25 protein-coding genes are annotated in these 23,417 nt (G+C 57.6%); 2 read left to right on the forward strand and 23 right to left on the reverse strand.

Annotated elements, in window-relative coordinates; translation table 11 throughout:
- Nucleotides 1-65: 65 nt before the first annotated feature.
- A complete protein-coding gene (locus tag KGB27_RS00645) occupies nt 66-2,015 on the reverse strand; it encodes a methyl-accepting chemotaxis protein (protein ID WP_223552478.1) in 1,950 nt (649 codons plus the stop codon).
- A 72-nt stretch (nt 2,016-2,087) separates the two neighbouring features.
- Nucleotides 2,088-3,428 (reverse strand): alginate export family protein, encoded by a 1,341-nt coding sequence (locus tag KGB27_RS00650; RefSeq protein ID WP_223552479.1) that lies wholly within the window; start codon nt 3,426-3,428, stop codon nt 2,088-2,090.
- A 152-nt stretch (nt 3,429-3,580) separates the two neighbouring features.
- Here KGB27_RS00650 and KGB27_RS31360 point away from each other — a divergent pair, with 152 nt between their 5' ends.
- The gene (locus tag KGB27_RS31360) at nt 3,581-3,712 is read left to right on the forward strand and encodes a hypothetical protein (protein WP_263290009.1); all 132 of its coding nucleotides are present in this window, start codon (nt 3,581-3,583) and stop codon (nt 3,710-3,712) included.
- A gap of 26 nt (nt 3,713-3,738) precedes the next feature.
- Here the strand turns inward: KGB27_RS31360 and KGB27_RS00655 are convergent, their stop codons facing one another.
- The 19 genes from KGB27_RS00655 to KGB27_RS00745 form a co-directional block, all read right to left on the reverse strand.
- Complete coding sequence (locus KGB27_RS00655) at nt 3,739-4,308, reverse strand: flavin reductase family protein (RefSeq protein WP_223552480.1); 570 nt, start codon at nt 4,306-4,308, stop codon at nt 3,739-3,741.
- Nucleotides 4,305-5,771, reverse strand: a complete 1,467-nt coding sequence (locus KGB27_RS00660; RefSeq protein ID WP_223552481.1) for a 4-hydroxyphenylacetate 3-hydroxylase family protein — start codon at nt 5,769-5,771, stop codon at nt 4,305-4,307. Before KGB27_RS00660 ends, KGB27_RS00655 begins: the two co-directional genes overlap by 4 nt.
- 48 nt (nt 5,772-5,819) lie before the next feature.
- On the reverse strand, nt 5,820-6,215 hold the full coding sequence (locus tag KGB27_RS00665) for a nuclear transport factor 2 family protein (RefSeq protein ID WP_223552482.1): 396 nt from the start codon (nt 6,213-6,215) through the stop codon (nt 5,820-5,822).
- A gap of 47 nt (nt 6,216-6,262) precedes the next feature.
- Nucleotides 6,263-6,670 carry a cupin domain-containing protein gene (locus KGB27_RS00670; protein ID WP_223552483.1) on the reverse strand — a complete coding sequence of 136 codons (408 nt, stop codon included), beginning with the start codon at nt 6,668-6,670 and terminating at the stop codon, nt 6,263-6,265.
- 128 nt (nt 6,671-6,798) lie between these two features.
- Nucleotides 6,799-7,794: a LysR family transcriptional regulator gene (locus tag KGB27_RS00675; RefSeq protein ID WP_223552484.1), complete on the reverse strand. Its 996-nt coding sequence runs from the start codon at nt 7,792-7,794 to the stop codon at nt 6,799-6,801.
- A 41-nt stretch (nt 7,795-7,835) separates the two neighbouring features.
- On the reverse strand, nt 7,836-9,236 hold the full coding sequence (locus KGB27_RS00680; protein ID WP_223552485.1) for a GMC oxidoreductase: 1,401 nt from the start codon (nt 9,234-9,236) through the stop codon (nt 7,836-7,838).
- Nucleotides 9,237-9,264: 28 nt separating this feature from the next.
- Nucleotides 9,265-9,639: a DoxX family protein gene (locus tag KGB27_RS00685; RefSeq protein WP_223552486.1), complete on the reverse strand. Its 375-nt coding sequence runs from the start codon at nt 9,637-9,639 to the stop codon at nt 9,265-9,267.
- A gap of 27 nt (nt 9,640-9,666) precedes the next feature.
- A complete protein-coding gene (locus tag KGB27_RS00690; RefSeq protein ID WP_223552487.1) occupies nt 9,667-10,053 on the reverse strand; it encodes an ester cyclase in 387 nt (128 codons plus the stop codon).
- A 10-nt stretch (nt 10,054-10,063) separates the two neighbouring features.
- Nucleotides 10,064-11,089: an ABC transporter permease gene (locus tag KGB27_RS00695; RefSeq protein WP_223552488.1), complete on the reverse strand. Its 1,026-nt coding sequence runs from the start codon at nt 11,087-11,089 to the stop codon at nt 10,064-10,066.
- Complete coding sequence (locus KGB27_RS00700) at nt 11,086-12,669, reverse strand: sugar ABC transporter ATP-binding protein (protein ID WP_223552771.1); 1,584 nt, start codon at nt 12,667-12,669, stop codon at nt 11,086-11,088. Before KGB27_RS00700 ends, KGB27_RS00695 begins: the two co-directional genes overlap by 4 nt.
- An 82-nt stretch (nt 12,670-12,751) precedes the next feature.
- On the reverse strand, nt 12,752-13,336 hold the full coding sequence (locus KGB27_RS00705; protein ID WP_223552489.1) for a carboxymuconolactone decarboxylase family protein: 585 nt from the start codon (nt 13,334-13,336) through the stop codon (nt 12,752-12,754).
- A gap of 42 nt (nt 13,337-13,378) precedes the next feature.
- A complete protein-coding gene (torT, locus tag KGB27_RS00710) occupies nt 13,379-14,470 on the reverse strand; it encodes a TMAO reductase system periplasmic protein TorT (RefSeq protein WP_223552490.1) in 1,092 nt (363 codons plus the stop codon).
- 89 nt (nt 14,471-14,559) lie between these two features.
- On the reverse strand, nt 14,560-14,844 hold the full coding sequence (locus tag KGB27_RS00715; protein ID WP_223552491.1) for a DUF1330 domain-containing protein: 285 nt from the start codon (nt 14,842-14,844) through the stop codon (nt 14,560-14,562).
- Nucleotides 14,845-14,869: 25 nt separating this feature from the next.
- Nucleotides 14,870-16,399 carry an aldehyde dehydrogenase family protein gene (locus KGB27_RS00720; RefSeq protein ID WP_223552492.1) on the reverse strand — a complete coding sequence of 510 codons (1,530 nt, stop codon included), beginning with the start codon at nt 16,397-16,399 and terminating at the stop codon, nt 14,870-14,872.
- Between the two features lie 5 nt (nt 16,400-16,404).
- Complete coding sequence (locus KGB27_RS00725) at nt 16,405-17,304, reverse strand: fumarylacetoacetate hydrolase family protein (RefSeq protein WP_223552493.1); 900 nt, start codon at nt 17,302-17,304, stop codon at nt 16,405-16,407.
- Between the two features lies 1 nt (nt 17,305).
- Nucleotides 17,306-17,704: a RidA family protein gene (locus KGB27_RS00730; RefSeq protein WP_223552494.1), complete on the reverse strand. Its 399-nt coding sequence runs from the start codon at nt 17,702-17,704 to the stop codon at nt 17,306-17,308.
- A 40-nt stretch (nt 17,705-17,744) separates the two neighbouring features.
- Nucleotides 17,745-18,707, reverse strand: coding sequence for a VOC family protein (locus KGB27_RS00735; protein ID WP_223552495.1), 963 nt, complete (start codon nt 18,705-18,707; stop codon nt 17,745-17,747).
- Nucleotides 18,708-19,190: 483 nt separating this feature from the next.
- A complete protein-coding gene (locus KGB27_RS00740; RefSeq protein ID WP_223552496.1) occupies nt 19,191-19,742 on the reverse strand; it encodes a flavin reductase family protein in 552 nt (183 codons plus the stop codon).
- 25 nt (nt 19,743-19,767) lie between these two features.
- Complete coding sequence (locus KGB27_RS00745; protein ID WP_223552497.1) at nt 19,768-20,547, reverse strand: ribonuclease activity regulator RraA; 780 nt, start codon at nt 20,545-20,547, stop codon at nt 19,768-19,770.
- Nucleotides 20,548-21,427: 880 nt separating this feature from the next.
- Here KGB27_RS00745 and KGB27_RS00750 point away from each other — a divergent pair.
- Complete coding sequence (locus KGB27_RS00750; protein WP_411736687.1) at nt 21,428-21,781, forward strand: FAD-dependent oxidoreductase; 354 nt, start codon at nt 21,428-21,430, stop codon at nt 21,779-21,781.
- On the opposite strand, the gene hpaR is transcribed toward KGB27_RS00750, so the two are convergent.
- Nucleotides 21,771-22,193, reverse strand: a complete 423-nt coding sequence (hpaR, locus tag KGB27_RS00755) for a homoprotocatechuate degradation operon regulator HpaR (protein ID WP_223510867.1) — start codon at nt 22,191-22,193, stop codon at nt 21,771-21,773. The genes KGB27_RS00750 and hpaR overlap by 11 nt on opposite strands.
- A 249-nt stretch (nt 22,194-22,442) precedes the next feature.
- Nucleotides 22,443-23,348, reverse strand: a complete 906-nt coding sequence (gene hpaA, locus KGB27_RS00760; RefSeq protein WP_223510866.1) for a 4-hydroxyphenylacetate catabolism regulatory protein HpaA — start codon at nt 23,346-23,348, stop codon at nt 22,443-22,445.
- Nucleotides 23,349-23,417: the final 69 nt, after the last annotated feature.

Below are 23,417 nucleotides of genomic sequence, written 5' to 3' on the forward strand. Positions count from 1 at the left end.
GTGATTAACGCATTGACGCTCAAGCTGAATCTTCTAAAATTTCGCCTGAGCCTCGAACAAACTCTTTAGTCAAGATTGAAACGCCTGACCAACACATTCAACTCATCAGACAATTGCGCCAGTTCTTCGGACCTGCTACTGGCCGTATCGGTCAATTGCGCCAGATGCAGACCGTCACCATGAATCATACTTATATTCTGATTGATGCCCTCCGCGGCCCGATGCTGCTCTTCCGCTGCTGCCGCAATCTGCGTGGTCATGTCGCGAATGCTCTCCACAGACTCGCGAATCACGCTGAAGTTGTCCCGCACCGCGTTAATCCGCTGCACTGAGCTGCGGGAAACTTCAAAGCTGGCGTACATCTGCCCGGATGTCTGCCCAGTACGATCTGCCAATCCCAGGAGCATGCCGTTTATTTCTTCAGTAGAATCTGCAGTACGCTTGGCCAGCGCCCTGACTTCGTCTGCAACCACAGCGAACCCCCGCCCCTGTTCACCGGCGCGAGCTGCTTCGATGGCAGCGTTCAGGGCCAACAGGTTAGTCTGCTCGGCAATCGACCGGATGGTGCCAAGAATTGACTGAATATCATGACTGTCCTGCTCGAGTTGGCGCATTGCATCAGTGGCCTTGCCCAACTCCGAGCTCAGTTGATCGACCTCCTGCACCGCGGCCTCGATTTCCGCCTGCCCCAACTGCGCCTGATGCTGCCCACGATCGGCGGAGATAGCCGCCCGGCTGCAAGATCGCGCGACTTCATGGGCGGTGGCCACCATCTCGTTAAAAGCGGTGGAGACCAAATCGACATTTTCCCGCTGGCGTCCGGCAATCGCCGCCATGTCGGCGGCGCCCACCGTGGAGGTGTTTGCATGCGCCAATACGCGGGTAGAGGTAGTGGCAATACTCTGGATCAGCTCACGAATGGCACCGACAAATTGGTTGAATCCCTTCGCCAGTTGCGCCGCCTCGTCCTGCCCCCGCACCTCCAGTTGCTGACCTAGGCTGCCGCCGCCCTGGGCGATCTCAGTCAGACCGCCAGATACCTGCTGAATCGGGCGCACGATCAACCTTGCGAACAGCGAACCGATAACGGCAAAAGACAGGGCCAGAAACAATGCACCCAGGACCACAGACCAAGCCATCCGCGTGGCCTCGGTCATGACCTCATCGTAGGGAGTCAGGCCGATGAATACCCAGCCCAGCTTCTCTGAGGGCCAGACATTGGCCATGTAGCGCTGCCCGTCAATTTCAACCTCACTGAAGCCGCGCTTGCCGTCGGCCAGTTGGGCATAGCCAAGCCCCAGTCCCTTCAAGGGTTTGAGGGTGTATTCTGGGTGCCGTGGGTCCACTAGAACATTTCCGTTACCTTCCACCATGAGTAGGTATCCGCCCTCCCCCAGCTTTATCTTCTTCACCGCATCGGTAAGTTGTGCCAACGACACATCTACGTTGATCACCCCCGCTAAAACACCGGCGGTGTTACTGAAGGTGCTCCCTGTGCCCAGTAATGAAACCTTGTCCTTGGCCCAATAGTAGGTACCTGTACGAATGGCTTCACCAGGTTGCTTCATAGCCTTCTCGTACCAGGGCCTTGAACGCGGGTCATAGCTCACAAGCTCTGGATCTGCCGGACTGAAGAGTGAGCCGCCTTCAACGGTCCCCAGATAAAGATAGGCATAGGGAGGATGGCTGCGACGAAAGTCATCGAACAGAGCACTGATGGCCTGCTCCGAAGCTGCAGCGACAGCGCGATTAGGTGTGCCACCTGTGTATTGCTTGATGTTGCCGTCCAGACCTTTGAGTAGCGGGTGATCAGCCAGAAATCGGACATTCTGTTCAATCGAGTCGAAAAACACCTGCACGGTGTTGTCGATCTGACGGATCTCCCGGGAACTGCCCTCAATAAAATCCTCGCGGGCAGCGTTACGTAAACCGTCGATCACCCACCCTGCAAACAACAGCACCGGCACACAGGCGATCAACGCAAAGGCCCAGGTCAATTTTAATTTGATACTCATGACATCCCTCTCGCAAGCCCACAACCAGGCCGAACAGGGTGCCCGACACTGGCTGCGCGCCATAATCCCTGGTTAGAAATAGATACCGACCATCAACTGCAGGTAGGTATTGAGCCCATCACCACCAAGCTGGGAGCCTCCCTCCCCGACGCTTTTATCCGGTTTGTAGAAACCCAGCATCGGGCTGATGTAGTAGGTCGGTGTAGGCGTCCACTCAGCGAACAGGTCCAGTTCGCGACCGCTGAAGTCATAGTTGCGGGTATTCACCGTCTTCAGATCGAAGAATTGCGCCCCCAGCTTCAGAGTCTCCGCCGGCTTGAGCTTGAGCCCGACATTCTGGATCGCCGCATTGGAGTTGAAAGCGCCGGCGTAATTACCCGCCACCTCACCCTGAACCCACGTGCCGTAGCCGCGATAGAAGCCACTGAACAGCGCGTCGTAGTGTTCCGAGTAACGGGCATAGCGATAGCTGATAGTCGGCGACCAAGGCAGATCGGCAAAGGTGTAGCCAGCCTCGCCATAACCGGCCTGGGCGTCCTGCTTCTTGTCCTGGAAGGTCAGTTCGGAGGACAGGAAGACATTAGGGTTACCCGCATTGGTCTTGACCCTGAAGCTGTATTGATCCAGATCTTTACGCTGCAACTGGCTGGCTGAAGCCAGACGATCGTTGACGTCCAGGCCATGCACATAGAGCAAGGCGAAGGTACTTTCGGGGCTGACATGCTCCAGGTTGAACAAGGCCAAGGAGGTCTCGGCCTGGATCGGGTTGGCTGACTTTAGCCAGGCCAGATCCGAGCGCCAGCCTTCAGTGCCGCCCAGGCGCATGATCGCGGTTTGACCATAAGACTGACGTAAGCCCAAGTAGTAGGCTCCGCCCCGGTCGAAACTGTTGCCGCCGCCGGCCCCCATGTTGAAACCGTCGTTTTTGATGATGAAACCATCACCGATCACAAGGCCCTGGCGACCTACAGAAACATCGATACCGTTCTTGCCGAAGGCTGGAATCAACTCCCCAGACTTCCAGCCCAGATAAGCTTCCTCAAAATTGGTGCGGCGCTCACCGCCAACACTCCAACCGGCTGGATCGCCGTCACCCCAAGTGCCGGTAGTGATACCTTTCAAGCTACCGTAAAGCAACCCGTTGGTTCCCAGGCCATATGTACCCTTGAGACCGTACTTAGTGGCAGCTTCTTGCCAACTGACACTGCCCGCCTCACGGTTGCCCATCTGATTGTAACTTTTCTGGCTTTTGAACGCCCCCAGGTAAGTGGTCACCTCCGCATTCAGTGTGTCATCACCCTGAGAATACAGTTCATAGGCCTGGGCTTGACTTCCCCAACACCCTGCAGTGGTAGCCAGTAAAGAAACTATCGACGACCCAACATAACTAACCTTGCTTTTCGGTACGCTCATTTTTATCTCCCGGACCATATGAGGGCAGGTAATTAATTATTAGAACGAGACGCCCGCTTATTGTTATTTCCACACCAGGAAAACAGGGCATGAATATATAACGGGACGCCGAAGAGCTTTGCACTCTTCATCACCGAGTATGGAGAGAGGCCTTGAAAATAAACAATGAATTAAACGACGAAAAAGATAACTTAATCGGCGCCGGATATAATTGGCATAAAAAAGCAGGCGCTATTAACGCCTGCCAAAACCGTCTAAACGGCAAAACCCTAACCAAAGGCTGAAGCATTAAAACTCTAAGTTCAAATCTTTACAAGGCCTCCAAAGTTCCATAAGTGCCATCATAGTACATGAGCGGCGGACGTTCTTGCGCCACTTTCAAATCACGAATCTCGCCGATGATAATGGCGTGGCTTGGCGTCACGAAGAGCTCCGCCACCACGCAGTCGAACGATGCCAGCGCACCTTGCAGCACCGGGGCTCCAGTCCCCTCTGCCAGCCATTCGCCGCCTACGCTGAAGGGGTCCTGACGGCCTTCGCCAAACTTGGCGAAGGCGTCGGCAATGTACTGCTGATCCAGGGCCAGAACATTGATCGCCATGCGCCGGCTGTCCATCAAGGCGCGGAAGGTCCGGCCACCAACATTGACGCAAGCAAGAATTCGCGGCGGATCGGCTGACACAGAGCACACCGCGGTGGCAGTCAAGCCAAAGCGGTCACCAGCGTGAGTGGTCGTGACGATGTTTACCGCACCCGCCAGGCCACGCATGGCCTGGCGAAAATGTTCCCGGGCGAATTCCGCACTGAGATAGTCGCTGGGGCCATGGTGGGCACCAACCTCCGGTCGTGGCACCCAAGAGGTACTGGCGCCAATGCTCACTTCAAAGCTCCCAGGGATGCCTCGACAGAAACGTCTGCGAGGATACCGTCGACCATTGCGGTGCTGGCATTCCAGTCGTAGTTGCCGAAACAGCGCATGTGCTGCACAAACGGCGGGCCGGAATAGAACATCTCGTATTGGGTATGCCGCGAACCGAACTCGGAACCCAAGGCGTCCCAGGCCAGCTTCATCAACTTGACCCGGCCCATGGGATCGGTGGCGGCTGAACGCTGGGTAGCGTCGATCATCTCGAGTATTTCCGGGTTGGCAAAGTCTTCCACCGACGACGGCAACATGATCACCCCGCCGCCAGCCAGGCCACGGATGTCGTTGATGAACTGCGGGTACAACTCCTGCCCCATGGAGGTGGCCGAATACACCCGCGAGGCTTTGGGTACGAAGAATTCACCGCGCTGCACCGGGTCGTGCATCAGCGAGCGGAAATTACCCTCCACCGCCATCGCCTGACCAGCCAGGCGGCCGAGGGTGTCTTGCACCGCAGGGAAGTTCACAGTCCCGGTAGTTTCTGTCAGGCGCCGAGCCACGCCCAGAAGGAACTGCAACTTGACAGTGAAACGCGCCTGACTTTGCAGGTTCATCATCTGTTCGGCGGCAGTCTGGTGGAACAACGGCCCACACAGTTCCGGGCGACGGTAGATAAACACCCGATCCCAAGGGATTTTCACATCATCGAAGTAAATTAGCGCATCGTTTTCATCAAAGCGGGTGGCCAGCGGATAATCGAAAGACGAGGTGGCCGATTGCTCGTATGAGCGTCGAGAAAGAATTTTCACGCCTTTTTGGGCCAGCGGTACAGCGAACGACAGGGCATACATATCGTCCTCGGGGCGCAGCGGATTCTGCACACCGACAAAGCACTCCTCGGCTAATACCGCCGAGGTGCCGAGCATCTTCGCGCCACGCACGGTGATGCCTTCGGCATCTTCATCGACCACCCCAAGGGAATGGTACTTGGTGCCTTGATCGCCGACATTACGCGAACGGTCACCCTGAGGGTTGACGATGGTGTAAGTCATCGCCAGGTCCTTGTCCCGTGCATAGGCGTAGTAGTCACGCAAGGCCTTGGCCCGCGCCGGGTCGTAGTTCTCCAGCAGTTCAATGCCGATCATCATGCCCACCAGGGCTGCTGGCACATGGTCGGGAGAACGACCTACCCAGCCGCCGGTCAAGCGTGCCCAGGCCAGATGTGCCTCGCCGCGACGCAGCAGATCCTCCTTGCTGCGGGGCAACTGCCAGGCCAAATTGACCTGCTTACCGTTGCCGGGCGAGCGAAAGGTCATCTGTTCCTCATTCTGCGCCTGGTAGTCGTACATGCCGGCCACGGTGCGTACGGCGTTGTGAAAGGCTGGGTGATCGACATGATTGTCGATCCGCTGGCCATTGATGTAGACAGCACGGCCATCGCGCAGGCTGGCCAGGTAGTCGGAACCGTTACGGGACATGGGTGAATTCCTCAAATCTGGTTGTTTTTATCAAGAGTGAAGGGGCACTCACAGCTGCGCGGCAAAAGCCTCAGCCATGGTTCCGGTGTCAAAGTAATCACGCAGGCGGACAATCTTCTGATGCTCCACGGTCCAGACCTGTACCCACTGAACGGAGAACTCGCGCCCATTGTCCTTGACCCGTGAACGCTCGCGCCCCAGGACAGCCACACGATCACCTTCAGCGATAAACTCCAAGGGCTCGAACGCCTGCACTTCCAGGGTGCCACCAACAATCGCGAAAAATTCCTGCAAACCATCAACACCGAGGTACTCCCCGGAATGGGGCACGCTGGAAGGGCCGTAGAAGCTGATGTGGGCTTGCGGGGAAAACAACGCCGCGGCCTCGGCAAAGCGACCATTGCCGGCGTACTCATAAAAGCGCTTAACGATTTCTTTCGACATCTGTGTAGTCCTGTCTAGTCTGCAATTGCAATTGGCCCACTCCGCGATCAGCTTTGGGTTGAATCGCTGAGAAAATCGCCGATGGTTTCATCGGTGTGAAACACCGGTTTTTCGTAGTAGTGCGGCCCGTCGTAAATTTCGATCAATACTGAACGTTCATGTGCCAAGGTTGGCCCGTGGGGATGATCCTTGGGGTTCATATAGAAAGAACCTGGCAAAAGGCGCAGACCGGAGTCGGTGTATTCATATTCGCCTTCCAGGCAATACATGAATTGATTAGACGCATGAGAATGTTTGACGGGAATACGCCCACCCTTTTCATACTCCAACAAGGCGATGCTAGCGCCGCTGGTAGGGTGCTTCCAAAGAAAGTATTGGCGAAAGCCATATTCTGGAAAATCGCGCCAACCGTCCGTATCCAGTTGCGCGGTGTGAATCAATACTTCGAGTGTCATGGGTCACTCCCTGTTGGCTTAGTGCCAGATAACAAGTAACTTTCAAGCTGAAGTATCAAATCCATCTCAGTGAATAACCACTGAATAAATCAGCACTTGATATAACCATCCACTCAGTTCAGCCGGTCTTAAACGCCCTCCGGCAAAGTCTCGAATTCATCTTCCGGCTCATCGTAAACTGGCACATGAGGGCTCATGTTGGCTGCGGCCTTCTCCATGCACGCCACCAACTGGCAGGTCACTTCGTTGGGCGGCCGATGGGCCAGCCACAGCACTCCCACCGGGCGCACAAGACGCGGCAGCGCCAGGGTCAGGATCGACAACAGTCCACGTTGTTCGTAATCGGAGGCAATGGAGCCAGAGAGAAAGGCGATCGAGTCGGTCTCGTGAATAAAGCTCTGGATCACATTGGCCGAAAGGGTCTCGATATAAGTACTTGGCAACGGCACTCCGTGCCGACGAAAGGTTGCCAGCAACGGCGCCTGCAACAAGGAGCCCGAAGGCGGCAGGACCCAGGGGAACTCCACCAGGTCTGACCAAGTGACATCGATGCGCTTGGCAAAGGGGTGCTGTGGACCGACCACCGCCACCGTATTGTCTTCGGTGAGGACCTTTTCATCTACATCCAGGCCCACTCTCTTGGCGGGCAAAGTGCCACAGATCAAGTCGATGGTGCCGGCCCGCAATTCCTGTAACAACAAGTCCATGCTGCCTTCGCGAATAAACACCGATGTGCCGGGAGACTCCTTCTGCAGCAACGCTAACGCCCTAGGCACTATGGCTCCCGCCGCTGCCGGCAACGCCCCCAGGTTGACCTTACTGGTACGTCCCGCCGCCAAGGCCTGCAACTCCTCGCCGGTAACACTCAGGTCCGCGAGGATCGAGCGTGCGTGACGAATCAGGCACTCACCATAAGCCGTGGGCGTGAGCCCGCGACCCGTACGATCAAACAGCTTGAGGCCGAGCCCCGTCTGCAACTCGTTGAGTGCCTTGGAAACCGCTGGCTGGGTGACGTTGAGCAACTCGGCCACCTTGGTCAACTGCCCCAGATCGTCGATCGCCACCAGCAATTGCAGGTGCCGAGGCTTTAACCCCGCGCGGATGTACCAGTCGAGCCTTGCCATAAGGTGTTCCTTCTACGTACCTAACCCATCGGACCCCGACTCTAAAGCGTGGCGAGGATACGATCAGCCGTGCGCAATGCCGCTGCGACCAGAGTGAATGTAGGGTTGGAGCTATTGGAGGTGCCCAACACCGCATTGCCGGCCACGAACAGGTTGTCCATAGCCCACAACTGTCCGGCACCATTGACCACACTGCTGCCGTCGGCCTTGGCACCCATGCGGCACGACCCCATCAGATGTGCCGAACCGCCTGCCCCGTAAAGCATCACGCCAGCGCCACGCAGGGTGTCACCCACTGCTGCGCAGACCCGGTAATTCTCCGCCATGGCCAGACTGATGCGCTGGCTGTCGGCGGCGCTGTGGCGCAGTTGCACCCGAATCTGAGGCAGTCCAAAGGCGTCTTTGACACCCGGCTCAAAGAACAGTCGGTTATCCGGGTTCTCGTCCATGGCCACGAAGGTTGTTACATCCGCACCATCTTCGTCGCGGGTACCTGATGGTGGCGTCTGAGGAAAACGGAAAACTTCAGTCTGCCAAGGGTGCGCCGCTGAATGGGGAACCCAAATGGAAAACACCGGGTCATCCTCGGGCACTCCTTCAAGGATTTCTGGCCGCAGCAGCACACGAGTGGAGATGATCGGATGGTCCAGCAGGTTACACCCCAAGGCTGGCCCGGCGTCGATAGCCGAGGCCTGGATCAGTTGGGCGCTGGCCAGAGTGCCACTTGCGATCACCACCGCGCTGGCCTCAATCACCAGCGGCTCACCGCCATTGCGTGGAATGGCCACCACACCGCTGGCCCGACCATTGCTGTGCAATACTTGCTGAACGATATGTTCGGTGATCAGCAACGGCTCCACCCCGCCATAGGCCTGGGCCAGCAGGTCATCACTGGAGGTATATTTCAGGCGACCGTTGACCCTCCGTGCGGCGATGGGCATCGGCTGCACCTCGCGCCCCGCCGGCAATTCGCCAATCACCGCCCGGGTGGCAGCAAGGATGCGCTCGGCACGCACCCCTCCTTTGGCGATATCTGGATCTATATGCATGACCTGCGCGGCCTGCCCCAAGTAGTCGAGCCAATCTGCCGGGTCCATCCAGGTGGGCAGCTCGGAAATATCCGGCGCAGGTGCATTAGAGCACCACAACGAGAAGGAGCCGCCAGCCCCGTGACTGACCAGGAAGCCCGGCAACCCCTGCACTGGCGTGGCGCTACCACAGGGGAACACCCACTCCTTCATCACTTCCTTGGCGTAGGCCAGCATCCCGGACTCGCTGACATCCAGATTGCGCGCATGCCCACCTGATGTGCCGAAGCGTAGGGGACCTGCCTCGACCACGATCACTCGCTTGCCGGCTCGACCAAGGCGCCCGGCCACGGCGGCACCGCCGGCGCCCGATCCAACCACAACGACATCGGCTTGAAGATTTTGCTTGCTCATCACTCACTGCTCCTTGAGGGCTGGCGGATTACAGACGGCCGCTGATGATGCCGAGCAGGCCACCGATCAGTGCAACGTGCTCGAACAGAAAAAATTTGTGCAGTACCTGCTCATGAGGATCGGAGTAGGTCCAGTAACGATGGAACATCAGGTCGGCACTGGCGATAAACACAATCAGCAGCAACGCCCCGCTCATCACCGTCGCCGGGTACAGCAGCAACAGACTGCCGCACACCAGCATCAACAAACCGATCGCCAGCAACAGCCCACCGAAGGGCATGCCAATGCGTTTGAACTCGCTGAGTTGAATATCCCGGCTCTTGAAATTGAATACGGTCGCCCAGAGAAAATAGAAGGCGATGGCTAAGCGGCTGATCCAGTCAATGTAGTCGGCTAGGGTCATGGTTGAAACTCCAGGGAAGAGCAGATTTCAGAACATTGAATTGTTATTGGCTGACTGAGATGCTACCGGCTGGATCACGTCCCAGTGCTCGACGATCCGCCCGTCCTGAAGACGAAAGAAGTCCATTACCGCATCGCCGGGTTGATCCGGATGGCTTTGCCAATGCAAATGCACGGCCACTAAATCGTCCTCGGCAATCAGACGTTTGATTGCCAGGGACGACTGGGGAAAGTCGCGGAAAAACTCGGTAAAAAACTGCCGGAAATTTTCCACACCATCCGCCACTTGTGTGTTGTGCTGGCGATAGGTTGGCCCTATGCAACGGGCAATGCCCTCATCCACCGCATGCTGGTTGAACACCAAGTCGAGAAACTCCCGGACCACAAGACGGTTTCGTTCAAGTTGTGCAGACATGGCGTATTCCTCAGCAGGTCCAGCGCAGGCGGAGTTGATCGGCCACCAACGAGAGGATCAGCACCGCCCCGAGGACAATTTGCTGCACATAGGACTCGACGCGAATGAGGTCCATACCGTTGGTCAAAATGGTGATGAACAGGGCACCCAGTAGCACATCGCGCACCTTGCCAATGCCACCGAACAAGGAAACGCCGCCAATCACACAGGCGGCGATCGCCTGCAGGCCGAAGGGCTGGCCATTCAAGGCTTCGGCCGAACCGGTGCGGGCCAGGAATAACACTCCCACCACCGCTGCCAGCAGGCCCGCCAGTGAATAGGCCAGGAACAGCTGCCAACGGGTGGAAATCCCCGACAATTGCGCGGCGCGCAAATTAGCCCCAACCGCATAGAAGTAACGCCCGCTGGTGGTTCGATTGAGCAACAACCAGATGACCACGAACAGCACCAGAGTGATCAACACCGGCGGGGTCATGCCCAACACCCGGCCATAGCCGAACAGCTGCATGAACTCATCCGGGATACCCGTCACCGGCAGGCCGCTGGTCAGGCTCAGCGAGATCCCGACCAGGCTGGTCATGGTGCCCAGGGTCATCATGAACGGCGAAACTTTCAGCAAGGACACGCCTATACCGTTCACCGCACCCACCAGCACCCCGGCCAGCAAACCGCCTGCCACCGACAGGCCCATCGCCATGCCAATAGAATCCGGGTAGCTGTCCAGCAGATGCAGCATCAGGCTGGCAGTGACCACCCCGACAAAGCCGATGATCGAGCCGACCGAGAGATCCAGTCCGGCGGTGAGGATCACCAGCATCTGCCCCATTGCCACGATGATCAGGAAGGTCGAGACACGCATCACGTTGGACAGATTGTCCAGGGACAGGAAACGCGGTTCATTGAGCGCGAAATACACCAGGGTCACCGTCAGCAGCAACGGCAAAATACCCAGGCTGACGAACAGCCGCTTGGCCAAGGTACTCGCATTGAAGGCTGCGGGCACCGCGAGATTGGACTCGGGAACGGGATAAATCATGACTCGACTCCTGCTGCGGAGGGGATTTGGGTACCGAAGAAGCCATGCAATGCGCGGGTTTCGGTGATCTCGGGTTTGTCCATGTGGTCGACAATACGACCGTCTCTGACCACATAGAGACGGTGGCTGAGGTTGAGCACCTCGGGCAGATCAGAACTGATAATCACCACGGCGTGACCCGCCTCGGCCAATGCCTTGATGCAGGCGTAGACCTCGACCCGGGCCGAGACATCGATGCCCACCGTGGGCTCGTCGAAAATAAATACTTGTGTATCTCGTGACAGCGCCTTGGCGATCAGCACTTTTTGCTGGTTGCCACCGGAGTAGCGCCCAACGTGACCATCCAGGCTGAGCGGTCGTACACGCATGCGCTCCCCCAAATCGCTGGCGGCCTGGCGCTCGGCACCCATGCGCAGCCAGCCGCCGAGGGACAACGAGCCAAGGCGCAATGCTGACAAGGTGATGTTTTCCTGAGTCGGGCGCAGCAACATCAAACCTTCGTTGCGCCGGTCCGACGTGATGTAGGCCAGGCCACGGTCGAGCATCTTGCGCGGGCTCGGACGCAGGCTCGGGCAGCCGCCCACTTGCACCTCACCGGCGGCAATGCCCACCAGGCCAAACACCGCGCGGCCGATTTCCGATTTGCCGCAACCCACCAGGCCCGCCAGCCCGACTACCTCGCCGGCGTATACCCGCAGGCTCACCTCGCGGACCGAACCGTCGTGGCTGCTCAGATTGTGCAAACTCAACAGGCAAGCACCCGGTCGATGAGCGATCTCGGGATAAAAGGCTTCAAAGCAACGCCCGGTCATCAGTTGCACCAGTTGCTCCTCGGCGATCGCCTTGGTCTCCACGGTGCGGATGAACTGGCCATCTCGCATCACCGTGATGCGGTCGGAAATCCGGTAGATTTCCTTGATCCGGTGGGTGATGTAAATGATGCTCACGCCTTGGGCGCGCAGACTGTTGACCAGTTCAAACAGGGCTTCGGTTTCCTTCTCCGACAACGACGCGGTCGGCTCGTCGAGGATCAGGATCTGCGGTTCGGTCAATAATGCCTTGGCCATTTCGACCATTTGCTGCTGGGCCCGGGACAGTCGGCTGACCGGGGCGTGCAGGTCAAGATCGAAACCGAACCGGGCCAAGGCGGCACGCACCCGCCGACGCCGTTCGGCGATATCGATGAAGATCCAGCGCCGAGGCTCGGCACCCAGCAATACGTTCTCTTCCACACTCAAGGTGGGGGCCAGGCTGAACTCCTGGAACATCGCGGCAATACCATGTCGACGCGCGTCCTGTACATCGCGGAACGATACCGGTGCATCGTTGAGCAACAGGCGTCCGCTGTCGGGCTGCAAGGCTCCTGCAATCATGTTGATCAAGGTCGATTTGCCGGCACCGTTCTCACCGAACAGCACGTGGACCTCACCCCGGTGCAGCTCGAAGGCCATGTTAGACAGGGCCTGGACCGCACCAAAACGTTTACTCAACCCCTCGACGCGAAGTACCGTGCCCTGGGCGAACGCCGGCGGCACGGAATCGGCCGATAAAGCCTGGCTGTCATTGACAAGGGCATGCATCACAGTGGTCGTCTCCCATGTTCTGCGCTCACCCGAGCAAGTCGCCCGGGTGGCGTTCTTATCGTTGTAGTGTTCTGCGCAATCAGTGACCGGGCTTCCAGCCCACCGGCTGGATATGGGCCTTGGCCCACTCATGGGGAATGTCTTCGAGGCGGGTGCCAATGATCTCGTTCCACTTGTTGAGGAAAGCCATGTAGCAGATCAGCGTAGTGATGAAGATGACCTGCTCTTCGGAGAAAAACGCCTTGAGGTCATTGACGTCCTGGTCACTGACTTCCCCCGGAATCCGTGCGGCATGCCTGCATAAACGAAGTAAGGCGCGCTCGCGGGCGTCGTACAATGGCGAGGTTTCGTACGCATGGATTGCCAGCAGCTTTTCCAGGGGCAACCCCAGCTCCGGGGCACCACAGGCGCAGTGGGCGGCACTGTAGTGGGACTGGGAGAACTGGCTGTAGGCAAAGGTCACCAGGCGCCGCACCGGTTCCTCGACCGTGGTCGGGTACCAGGCCGCGTCGCTCATGGCGTCCACCGCCTTGAGCAGCAGTGGAGCGCGCCCCATCGTGAAGAAGCTGTTGGGGACGTAGCCGATGGAGTCGATCATGCCCTTGAAGGCACTCTCGAATTGCGGCAGGTCCTGGCGTTCGAGGGGAAGAATGCGTGGTGGCATGGGAAAGCTCCTTTAACGAGTTAGCGGGTAGGGTCTTGCTGCTCAATCGACTTTGAGCCGGGCTTTCCAGGAACGAGGGGCAAAGGCGGCCTCGCTGAGGGTATCGACGTTGCGCTTGTCCATCATTTGCACGGCAGGAATCGCGTCCCGCAATTGCAACGAGCCCTGCAAGCTGCGCACGGCCATATCCACGGCGATCTGGTTGATCGATACCGAGTTCTCCACAACCACGCCGGCTACTTCACCGCTGCGCACAGGTTTGAGCAGGTCAGCGGTGATAAAGGTGGCATAGAGACCGATGTCGCCGAGTTTGCCGCGCTCGCGCAATGTGGTCAGTGCGGCCTCGATGGTGCTACCCATGCCGACGATGTATTTGATTCCGGGGTAGGTCACCAGGACGTTTTCCACCAGAGGTTGCTGGTCCAGGCGACCACTTTGCCCGTAGATGACTTTCTCTAGTTTGATATCTGAACCGGCAATGGCGTCCTTGAAGCCCAGTACGCTGTCTTCGGACCAGGAAACACCCGCCGGCCCAGGCATCAACACCACCGGAGTGGAACCAGAGCCAGCCGGATGCTTGCTCGCTAGAGCTTGGCCTATCAGCTTGCCGACCTCCTTGTAGGTGACAACCACTCGGGCATCGGTAGCCGTGGCCACCCCGGTGTTCAAGTCCACCACCTTGATGCCCTTGGCCCGAGCCTGTTCGATCTTCTGGTTCATGCCGTTGGGCGATACCGAGAACATCAGGATTGCCTGAGCGCCCAGGGTCAGGCAGTTGTCGAACTGGGCCATTTGCTTGTCGATGTTTGCGTAGCCGCCGGCGTCGTAGATTGTCAACTGCGCGCCGAGGTGCTTAGCCTGTTCTACAGTGCCGTAGAGGTAAGCCCGCAGGATGTCATTGGTGGTGTGTGGAAACAGCGCGCAGAGATTCCATTTCTGAGCCACCTCATTGGGTTTGAGTAGGTTGTAGACTGCCGGTTTGCCGTGAAAGGGTTCAGCGGCGGTCTGCCGTGGCGGGTCCATGGCCAACACCGGAATGCTGGTCTGGTCGGCAACACCGGCGTGGGCAGCGGAGCTGACCAGCGTGGTGATCAAAGCGGACAATTGCAAAGCTATTTTTATGGTCTTTTGCATGCTGCTCTCCTCGTTGTGAGACATCAGTGTGGTGGCAATAGTCCACCAATCCCGCATCAGGTAAGGCCGCCCTCAAGGGGCGGCCCCTGTCAAACATCAAAAACTAGAAAAACAAAATCCGCAGCGGCTTCGCGCAGCCCCTCCAACTGGTGGTACATCGGCGACTCAAACCAGGCACGGCAGGTGGCCGCATCGGGAAAAGTGAACATTGCCGAGCGTTGGTGCGGATGCACCCCCACCAGTACATCGGTCTGCTCGCTGACACCGACGAATTCACCGCCGAACTCCGCCACCGAAGGGCTGGATCTATCGATGTACTCAGCTAATTTTTCCGGGTCCTTGACGGTGCCGAAAGCAAGGAAGTACGCAGTCATGGTCTTGGCTCCTGGCCTGTCGAGTTCAATCGTTTAGTAGATGGTTCCAAGGGCTGTCCTTGCCCCAGTTGATGCACACGCTCTGCCGACGCATATAACCCTTCCAGGCGTCGGAGCCGGCAGTGCGCCCGCCCCCGGTTTCCTTCTCACCACCAAACGCGGCCCCCACATCGGCCCCAGTGGTACCCATGTTCACCTTGGCAATCCCGCAATCGCTGCCGGCCGCGGAGAGGAACAGTTCAATGTTGCCCAGGTGGCTGCTGTGGATCCCCGAGGCAAGGCCCTGGACCACGCCGTTGTGCAAGGCAATAGCATCGGCCAGATCGTCGTACTCGATCACATAGATCAGCGGAGCGAAGGTTTCCTCCTGCACGCAAGGCCACTCGTTGCGGGCGTTGACAATGATGGTCGGCTCCACGAAGTAACCTGGGCGGTCCATGCGTTTGCCACCAAAGGCTATCTGCCCACCCAAGGCCACGGCCTCGGCCACAGATCGCTCGAAGTGCCCGGCAGCTGCGCGGTCGACCAGCGGCCCAACCAGGTTGCCAGGCACTGCCGGGTCACCGACGACAATACGGCTGTAAGCTTTCTTCAGCAGTTCCACCAGCGGCCCGGCGATGGAGCGCTGGGCAATCACCCGACGGGTGCTGGTGCAACGCTGGCCAGAGGTCCCCACGGCGCCGAAGGCAATGGCGGCGGCGGCCAGTTCCAGGTCGGCAGTTTCATCGACGATGCAGCCATTGTTGCCGGAGCACTCCAGCAGGCTGCGACGCCCCAGGGTCGAACCGACAATCTGCGCCACCTTGCGTCCTACCGGGCTAGAGCCGGTGAAAGAAATCAGCGCAACGCGGGTGTCACGCACCAACTGCTCGGCCACCTCGTTGGCTTCCGGGATCACCAGAGAGAACACCCCTTCCTGACCCAACTCGCCCATGGCGATGTCACACAGATTCTGCAAGGCCAGGGCGGTCAACGGCACCTTGGGGCTAGGCTTCCAGATCACCGTGTTGCCACCGATTGCCGAGAGAAAACCGTTTTGCGCCCAGACCGCGGCCGGGAAGTTGTAGGCCGAAATGATCCCCACCACTCCCAGTGGCAGCCATTGGTCATACATACGGTGGTTGGTCCGTTGCGACTGCTGGGTAAAGCCGTAAAGCATGCGCGACTGACCTGCTGCGAGAATCGCCATATCGATCACTTCACGCACTTCACCCATGCCTTCGGCCAGTGACTTGCCGGTCTCCAGAGCGACGATGGCCGCCAGCGCCTGATGGTGCTGTTTGCACAATTCACCGATGCGAGCCACAAGTTCACCGCGACGTGGCGCCGGCACCATACGCCAGCGTTGCTGGGCAGCCACGGCAGTTTGGGTCACGCGCTCCAGGTCGTCGGCAGTGGCCGCGACCACTTGGGCCAGGCGCTCCTCCGTGGCTGGATTGGTCACATCGAACGTCGCACCGCTGGCCGCGGACCAGCCGTGCTCGCTGTCGTGAGCGCCCGGGTTGATGGCCTGGAGGGATAGTTCTGCAAACACTTTGTTTTGGTCGATACTCATGCCATTCACTCGCGATTCAGGGAGGCGATACGGTTCGAAGGAGTGGCCGCCGACAGCGCGCCGAAGACCTGGTTGTGCATGCAACCGATGCCCTCGATTTCACTTTCGATGCGATCTCCTTCACCCAGGAACACTGGCGGCGTGCGCGCCGCGCCAATGCCGTCGGGGGTGCCGGTGAGGATCACGTCACCGGCCAGCAGGGTCATGCCCCGAGACAGTTCGGCAATCAAACGGGCCACGGGGAAAATCTGGTTGGCGGTGTTGTCGCTCTGCACGACCTGGCCGTTGATCCGGCAACTGATGCGCAACGCCTGGGGGTCGTCTATCTCGTCGCAGGTCAACAACACCGGCCCCAGGGGGCAAGTGCCATCCAGGCTTTTGCCCTTGAACCACTGGGCGCCATGGGCACGCTGCAGGTCGCGGGCACTGATGTCGTTGGCCACGGTGTAACCGTAGACATGGGCCAGAGCCTGGTCTTCGGGAATATCCCGACCGCCGCGCCCCAGCACCACTGCCAACTCCACTTCCCAGTCCAGCTTGCCGGTCAACTCCGGGTGCAGCGGCAGATCGTCCACCGCCGAAGCTACGGTAGTGGTCGCCTTGGTGAAAAAAGTCGGCACGTCGGGCAACGTCTCTGGGCCCTGGCCTTCGCGCTTGCCGATGCTTTCATCGAAATGCTTACGGTAGTTCCAGCCAACGCAGAACAAATTGCGCCGAGGGCGGATCACCGGGAGCAGAACCAATTGCTCAAGGGCGAGCAGCGGCAATGAGGTGTCTACCTGCAACCGCTCGGGGAGATGGATCAGCTCCTCGATATCAGCCACTCTCCGTAGCACCTGGATGCCTTCGCTTTGCACCAAGCCCAGGCGCCGACGTCCGTCATATTCAAATGCAATAATTTTCATGTCAGCGGCCGCTCCCAATCACCGCTACAGCCTCGATCTCTATCTTGATGGCCGGAGTTGCAAGGGCGCTGACTTCCACCAGGCTGCAAGCCGGGAAGGCGCCGGTGAAGTAGCGCTTGCGTACTTCCCAAACCAGGGTGTTGCGAGTGATGTCGGTGACGAAGATAGTCATCTTCACCACGTCGTCCATCTTGGCGTTAGCCGATTCGAGCAAGGCTTTCATCTTGTCGAAAATAATGGTGGCCTGTTCACTTTCGTCGGCGCCGTGGATGGTCTTGCCATCCTGACCACGGGAGGTCAGGCCGGAGACGTACAAGGTCTCGCCGACCTTGATGCAGTTGCTCCACATGCCCGGTGCGGGCTCGGCGACATCAGGACTGGTGATTGCGATCTTTTTCATCGGTGAATTCCAAGCTAGAGACTGAAATGAAAAGGCCAACTCAGGTAAAGAAATCCGGCGGCGGCGGCATGCCCCACTGGGTGGTTTCTTCTGCGGTCACCGCGTGGAAGCCCGGACGATGCTCGGCGTCCACCACGTCACCGTCGGTGTAGTGCTCGACGCGAAAACCGAAGGGATCCAGCCAGTAGTCATAGATCTGACTGCCCAGCAAATGTCGGCCAATGCCGCAAACAAGGCGTGCGCCGCGCTGCTCCAGGTAGTCATGTGCACTGGCCAGGGCATCGAAGTCCTGGACTTCAAAGGAACAGTGATGAACTCCGGTCTCGCCGGCACCGATCACGAACAAGCAGTGGTGATCCACCAGGTTCTGGCCGTTATCGCAGCGCAAGAAGGTCGCCAGCGGGCGTCGCGAGTCAGGGGTAGACACTAGATAGTCGGATGCGATCAGGCCCAGGCGTTCGTTGAACCAGGTGACCATCGCGTCGTGATCCTTAACCCGCAGCACAAAGTGCCCAAGACGCAGCACATTGCCGGCCTGGCGCCGGATGCGCACACTGCTATTGATTCGCGGCTTGACGCCGCTCATGTTCAATAGACGGGAGTTGCCCGGCACGTCCAGGGGCGAGGCCTGTTGGCCGAATAATGCGGTAATTTCAAATCCTTCCGGGGCCAGCATACGCACCTGTTGTCCACCGCCCGGCGCATCACTGGGCTCGATAGGCCGCGAACCTGGCAACAGTGACAACGCCTCCAGCTCCGCCATGCTGGCGACGCTGAAACCGGCACCTATAAAAGCACAGCGATCTCCCAACCGCGCCTCGTACAAGTAGGCTTCATCGCCGACGCCCCGCATAAACAGGCGATCGGCGGAGATCAGCACCCGGGTCAAACCGAAGTCTTCAAGAAAACGCTGAGCGGTTAACAGGTCGGTTACCTGATAAACAACATAATTCAACCCGACGGCGTTGGCCGATTGGACGACCTGAGTTTGTTTGTTCAACATAGGGTCAAAACCTGCTGGAAAGTTGTAGTTATATTCGTTGGCTACTGCACGATGGCGAACGCATTAAAGGTGCCATCTGCCCTACAAGTTAAAACCGAGTATTGAGCAGCGCGAAGTGAAATAAAAATGAAAAGTTCCTTCCAACTTATAACCAATTGGTTATATCGCACACCCATCCAGGGATCCTGATCAAGCAAAACGCAAATGCCTGATTTTTCCCAACAACATCGCAAAACCGCAAGCTGTAGCAGCAGGGAGGCCTTATGTAACAGCCTCTCCGAACCAGTAACATTTCTGCCATCGCGCTTGAATGGTTACTTCGCAGCACTGCGCAACACCGTTTTTATGCACTAATACATAGCAACCAAGAGAGCACGCACCAAGTTATGGCATAACCACGCTATCAAAGGCTGTGCACATATGATCGCGCCGCAGCGCATGCTGCCGCGCGAGAAAGGGAAAAATACACAATGTTGCGACTCATCAGTTCGCAGACGTAGCGCCGAAAGTCATGAACTGACCGTTCTGATAGGCAAGGGGCGCAGCTGGGCGATCCAGATAGCTGATGTGGCGAATCTCACCGACAATCAAAGCGTGCGTGGGCATCACAAACATTTCGGCGACGGCGCAATCGAAGGACACCAGCGCCTCACGCAGGATTGGCGCGCCGGTGGCGGCATGGGTCCAGCGCTCGGAAGCGAAGGGTTTTTCTTCGCGCCCAGCGAACGTCATGGCCAAATCCAGTTGCCCAGCCTGCAACACATTGATCGCCAGCCGCCGACTCTTAGAGATGACCTGGAAGGTGCGCCCTGTCAGATTGACACAGCAGAGAATGCGCGGAGGATCAGCGGACAAAGAACAGACGGCCGTGGCGGTCAGGCCGCAAGCACCCTGATCGTCACTGCTGGTGACAATGGTCACTGCCCCCGCCAATTGACGCATAGCGCTGCGGAAAGCGTCCACCCCCACCGGCTCGGCAATGCCGCAAGGGGGCGCCACACTGTCAAACCACGGACGAATCGAAGTGCTGGTCATGGTACTTGCCCTCCTTTGGAACATTTCATTTTGAATGACCCGGTTTACCCGAGGAGACCCAGTGCTCGTATTCCTGCAGGCTCTCCAGACTGGAAGGGAACAGCCCGAATATTGAACGTCCACTCTCGATGTTCAGGTCGACGAACTCCTCATAACGCGAGACCCGTAGCGCCTCTCTGGCCACCACCTGCACCAGATGCGCCGGGATCGCAACAACGCCATCTTCATCACCGACGATGATGTCGCCCGGGTATATCGCCACCCCGGCACAGCCCACCGGGCCATTCAATTCGATGGGATGCAAAGCGATTGGTGTCGCCGGAGGCGCCGCCTGTTGCTGAAAGGCTGGCAGGCCGACACCACGAATCGACTGCGAATCGCGGAATCCGCCATCAGTAACCATACCCAGCACCCCTCGTTTCTTCAGTCGGGCTGCCATGACATCTCCCGCCGAAGCTGCACGCACACAGCGACCGCTGTCGATCACCAAAACCGCACCCGGCGGGCACTCCTCAATAGCTCGACGATGTAAATTGTCGGAGCTGGCGTAATTAGCCATAGAGTCGATGTCTTCCCGTGCAGGAATAAAACGCAGCGTATAAGCAGGGCCGATTAACTTGGGCTGGCCGGCAGCAAGGGGCGAAAGCCCAAGCAAATATGTATTGCTCAAGCCATGACCAAGCATAATGTTGGCCAATGTGGCAGTGGTACTGAGCAGCAAGGCCTCATAGACCTCAGGCTCAAGCCCTTCACTTGAAGAATCATTTACCACCACATTAACGGGCGGATGTTCAGTTTGCCCCATACTCGAATGCTCCATTAGTTGCATAATTTCCAACGAGGATAATCCGACAAGACAATCCACCCAAAAGGCAAGTATCTCGCCGAATTAACGATACCCAACACACTAACTTCCTTACCGGAATACAGGAAAAACAGCCCCCTTTATAAAATTACTACAGCGTGCTGCTACGGATTAATTATGGAGAGTCAAGCGCCCTGCGACTAATGAATAAATTCAGCGCACACATAACTGAACGGTAATTTTTGAAGTTTTAAAGTTTGTGTACAAAAGACACGAAAAAACAGACTCAAATACTTTCAGAAAAGAGCGCCCCTCATAGTGCAGGCACCACAACAAAGGACTATCCGAGAAATCACCGCTGCCCTCCTATCGACTGCGAAGCCGACCTCCCGGGTCGGAAACCTCACCTATCGACTCAGCAGATATAACCAAATAACCAGCAGACCAGAGTTTTCAGATATTTTTTGAATTTTTGCCCAGCATGGGGCATGGGGCATGGGGCATGGGAGGATTGGCATGGAATTGCACAGCGTTGCAGTCATTCCTTGGAAAGACGTTGATAGACCGCTAGAGACGGCACTAGCCAGGGCCAGTGATGAAAACCACTGGCTGGAGACCCAACACTTGGCAAGATGTCAGTCATTTATGTTTCCGAGCACGATGCTCGGGTAATGATCCGCGCCTTGGTCAACCGCTGCCCTCGCCGGCAAGCCATCAGTTACTTCACCAACATCCCCCTGCCCCAGAAAGCTGCAACCCTGGCGGACCTAACTAAATTGGTCGACGGCACCCCACGAATCCCTGCCGACTACGAGGTAGAACTAGGCTGAATCTTTTCGGCCGCAGAGCTGGTGGCACTGCATAACCGCTTCAAACAAATGTGGGCCGAGTCATACTGGCCGGAGACGCAGCGCATGTGATCAACCCAACGGGTGGTCTGGGCCTGACGTCTGGCCTGTTCGATATCTATGTACTGCATGAAGCCCCGACCGCGGTCATTGAGGGGCGCGCCGAGCAAGACATCCTCGACCAATACTCAAAAGAGCGCCGTGCCGCCTCTCCAGGACAAGCATTTCCAGCCGTCACCGGGTTCAAAAAAACTTGTGTTCAATTGCTCCGACAATTCCACTTTGGAGCAAACTCTGGTCGGAATACTAGAGCCGGCCGTCAACGAAGTACGCCTACGAAGTCAGAATGGTTGTATTCGAGCCCCTCGCGATCAATCAAGGTTTGATATTTTTCAGCTCATTGAGCAAAGCCAAAAGCTGCTCCATTTTTTCCGCACCAAACTGTTCCTGAATCTTGAGGTAGTTGCTTTCCATACCTTCGCTCATGGAGACAAAGCATTGCTGGCCGCGCTCTGTGAGCGCAACGAAAACTCGCCGTTGGTCCTGGCTGGATTTCTGCCGACGCACGAGACCATCTCGCTCCAGACGACTTAAAACGCCAGTCATACTTGGCTTTAGAATGCAGGCCTGATGTGCAAGTTGGTGGCTTTCAAGTTCCCCCTGCTGGCGCAGTATCCGAATGATCCGCCACTGTTGTTCGGTCAGGTCATGTTTGTTGAGTGAGGGCCGGAAGAAAGCCATGGCGGCTTCGCGAGCTTGCAACAAGGTCAATGTCAATGAGGGTCTGGGGTTAGCCATAACGAAACTACTTGAATGGGCGAGTCGGCAGCTTAGTGTCGCCAGCCAACGGGGGCAAGCTGCGGACCAACACTCGTTTATTCGCTTGTTACCGTTTTCACAACGTGACTTCAGTGGACATCGCCCAGCGGCAGCTTCTGTGAAAAGTACAATCCGTTCCCCGTAAAAGCCATTCTGTCGAACCGCTGCGGTGGCCATGATGATCCGTACAAGATCAACAAGACCGACGCAAGAACACCTATGCCCCGCTTAACGCAAACCCGATTGACGCTGGCGGTACTCTCCCGGAGTGAGCTGTGCGTAGCGCTGGAAAAAACGACTGAAATAGGCCGGATCCTTGAACCCGAGCTGATAGCAGATTTCGTTGGCAGAGCTGCCCGTAAACAACAGCAATCGTTTGGCCTCCTGCATCAAACGCTCCATGATCAAACGCTTGGAAGGCAGATCGGCGATCCGTCGGCATACATCGTTGAGCCGTGCCTCTGTAACCCCAATGCCTTCAGCGTAACGCGACAAAGGCCAGTGCTGCTGATAGTGAGCTTCAATCAGCTCATTGAAGCGATGGAATATTTTCAGATCCTCGTGCCTGGCAGGGGTCGCTTTCAAAGAGTTGGAGCACAGCCGCAACAGGCTGACCATGATCAATCGCGTCAAGCTGTCCAGGGCGGCGCTACGCCCGGAACGCGCAGCTATCACCTCTTCGCTCAGTTCCTCGAACAGATATTCCAGTCGGCGGACATCGCCCGCATATTCCGGCCCCAAATGAGCCAGCGCGACACACGCCGCCGGCAATTGCGCTCCGGCCGGCGCCAGGCTGGAGTCGGCATCGATCAGTTGCCACACCAATTGCTGACGCACCGTCAACACGTGCCCGTCACTGTCGGCCTCGGTCACAAAGGAGTGTGGGACGGTGGGTGGTGTCAGGAAGAACATCGGCCCGGACTCAACGTATTGCTGGTCATCCAAGTAAACCCTCACCGTTCCGCTTTTCACGTAATGAATCTGGAAAAACCGATCATGCCGGTGAACGGGCATGTTGCGTCCAAAGAAGCCCGCCAGGTTGTTCAGCTTGTCGTAATGGACTTCAGCGTCGCTATAACGCTGGTCGTATACCTGGCCAATGTTGATGTTCGGGATCTGTTGACGGTCGGTCATCGTGGACTACTCGTTTTTATACTGACTCAGGCACCGCAGTCGCTTTCATCCTGCGCCGAATTGGGCATG

The organism is Pseudomonas sp. BF-R-01 (genome assembly GCF_019946615.1).
GTDB classification, from domain to species: Bacteria; Pseudomonadota; Gammaproteobacteria; order Pseudomonadales; family Pseudomonadaceae; genus Aquipseudomonas; species Aquipseudomonas migulae.

Coding starts and splice junctions, on each gene's coding strand:
- KGB27_RS00645 (WP_223552478.1), bottom strand. CDS start 2,015: ATGAGTATCAAATTAAAATTGACCTGGGCCTTTGCGTTGATCGCCTGT.
- KGB27_RS00650 (WP_223552479.1), bottom strand. CDS start 3,428: ATGAGCGTACCGAAAAGCAAGGTTAGTTATGTTGGGTCGTCGATAGTT.
- KGB27_RS00660 (WP_223552481.1), bottom strand. CDS start 5,771: ATGTCCCGTAACGGTTCCGACTACCTGGCCAGCCTGCGCGATGGCCGT.
- KGB27_RS00665 (WP_223552482.1), bottom strand. CDS start 6,215: ATGTCGAAAGAAATCGTTAAGCGCTTTTATGAGTACGCCGGCAATGGT.
- KGB27_RS00670 (WP_223552483.1), bottom strand. CDS start 6,670: ATGACACTCGAAGTATTGATTCACACCGCGCAACTGGATACGGACGGT.
- KGB27_RS00675 (WP_223552484.1), bottom strand. CDS start 7,794: ATGGCAAGGCTCGACTGGTACATCCGCGCGGGGTTAAAGCCTCGGCAC.
- KGB27_RS00680 (WP_223552485.1), bottom strand. CDS start 9,236: ATGAGCAAGCAAAATCTTCAAGCCGATGTCGTTGTGGTTGGATCGGGC.
- KGB27_RS00685 (WP_223552486.1), bottom strand. CDS start 9,639: ATGACCCTAGCCGACTACATTGACTGGATCAGCCGCTTAGCCATCGCC.
- KGB27_RS00690 (WP_223552487.1), bottom strand. CDS start 10,053: ATGTCTGCACAACTTGAACGAAACCGTCTTGTGGTCCGGGAGTTTCTC.
- KGB27_RS00695 (WP_223552488.1), bottom strand. CDS start 11,089: ATGATTTATCCCGTTCCCGAGTCCAATCTCGCGGTGCCCGCAGCCTTC.
- KGB27_RS00700 (WP_223552771.1), bottom strand. CDS start 12,669: ATGCATGCCCTTGTCAATGACAGCCAGGCTTTATCGGCCGATTCCGTG.
- KGB27_RS00705 (WP_223552489.1), bottom strand. CDS start 13,336: ATGCCACCACGCATTCTTCCCCTCGAACGCCAGGACCTGCCGCAATTC.
- torT (WP_223552490.1), bottom strand. CDS start 14,470: ATGCAAAAGACCATAAAAATAGCTTTGCAATTGTCCGCTTTGATCACC.
- KGB27_RS00715 (WP_223552491.1), bottom strand. CDS start 14,844: ATGACTGCGTACTTCCTTGCTTTCGGCACCGTCAAGGACCCGGAAAAA.
- KGB27_RS00720 (WP_223552492.1), bottom strand. CDS start 16,399: ATGAGTATCGACCAAAACAAAGTGTTTGCAGAACTATCCCTCCAGGCC.
- KGB27_RS00725 (WP_223552493.1), bottom strand. CDS start 17,304: ATGAAAATTATTGCATTTGAATATGACGGACGTCGGCGCCTGGGCTTG.
- KGB27_RS00730 (WP_223552494.1), bottom strand. CDS start 17,704: ATGAAAAAGATCGCAATCACCAGTCCTGATGTCGCCGAGCCCGCACCG.
- KGB27_RS00735 (WP_223552495.1), bottom strand. CDS start 18,707: ATGTTGAACAAACAAACTCAGGTCGTCCAATCGGCCAACGCCGTCGGG.
- KGB27_RS00740 (WP_223552496.1), bottom strand. CDS start 19,742: ATGACCAGCACTTCGATTCGTCCGTGGTTTGACAGTGTGGCGCCCCCT.
- KGB27_RS00745 (WP_223552497.1), bottom strand. CDS start 20,547: ATGGGGCAAACTGAACATCCGCCCGTTAATGTGGTGGTAAATGATTCT.
- hpaR (WP_223510867.1), bottom strand. CDS start 22,193: ATGGCTAACCCCAGACCCTCATTGACATTGACCTTGTTGCAAGCTCGC.
- hpaA (WP_223510866.1), bottom strand. CDS start 23,348: ATGACCGACCGTCAACAGATCCCGAACATCAACATTGGCCAGGTATAC.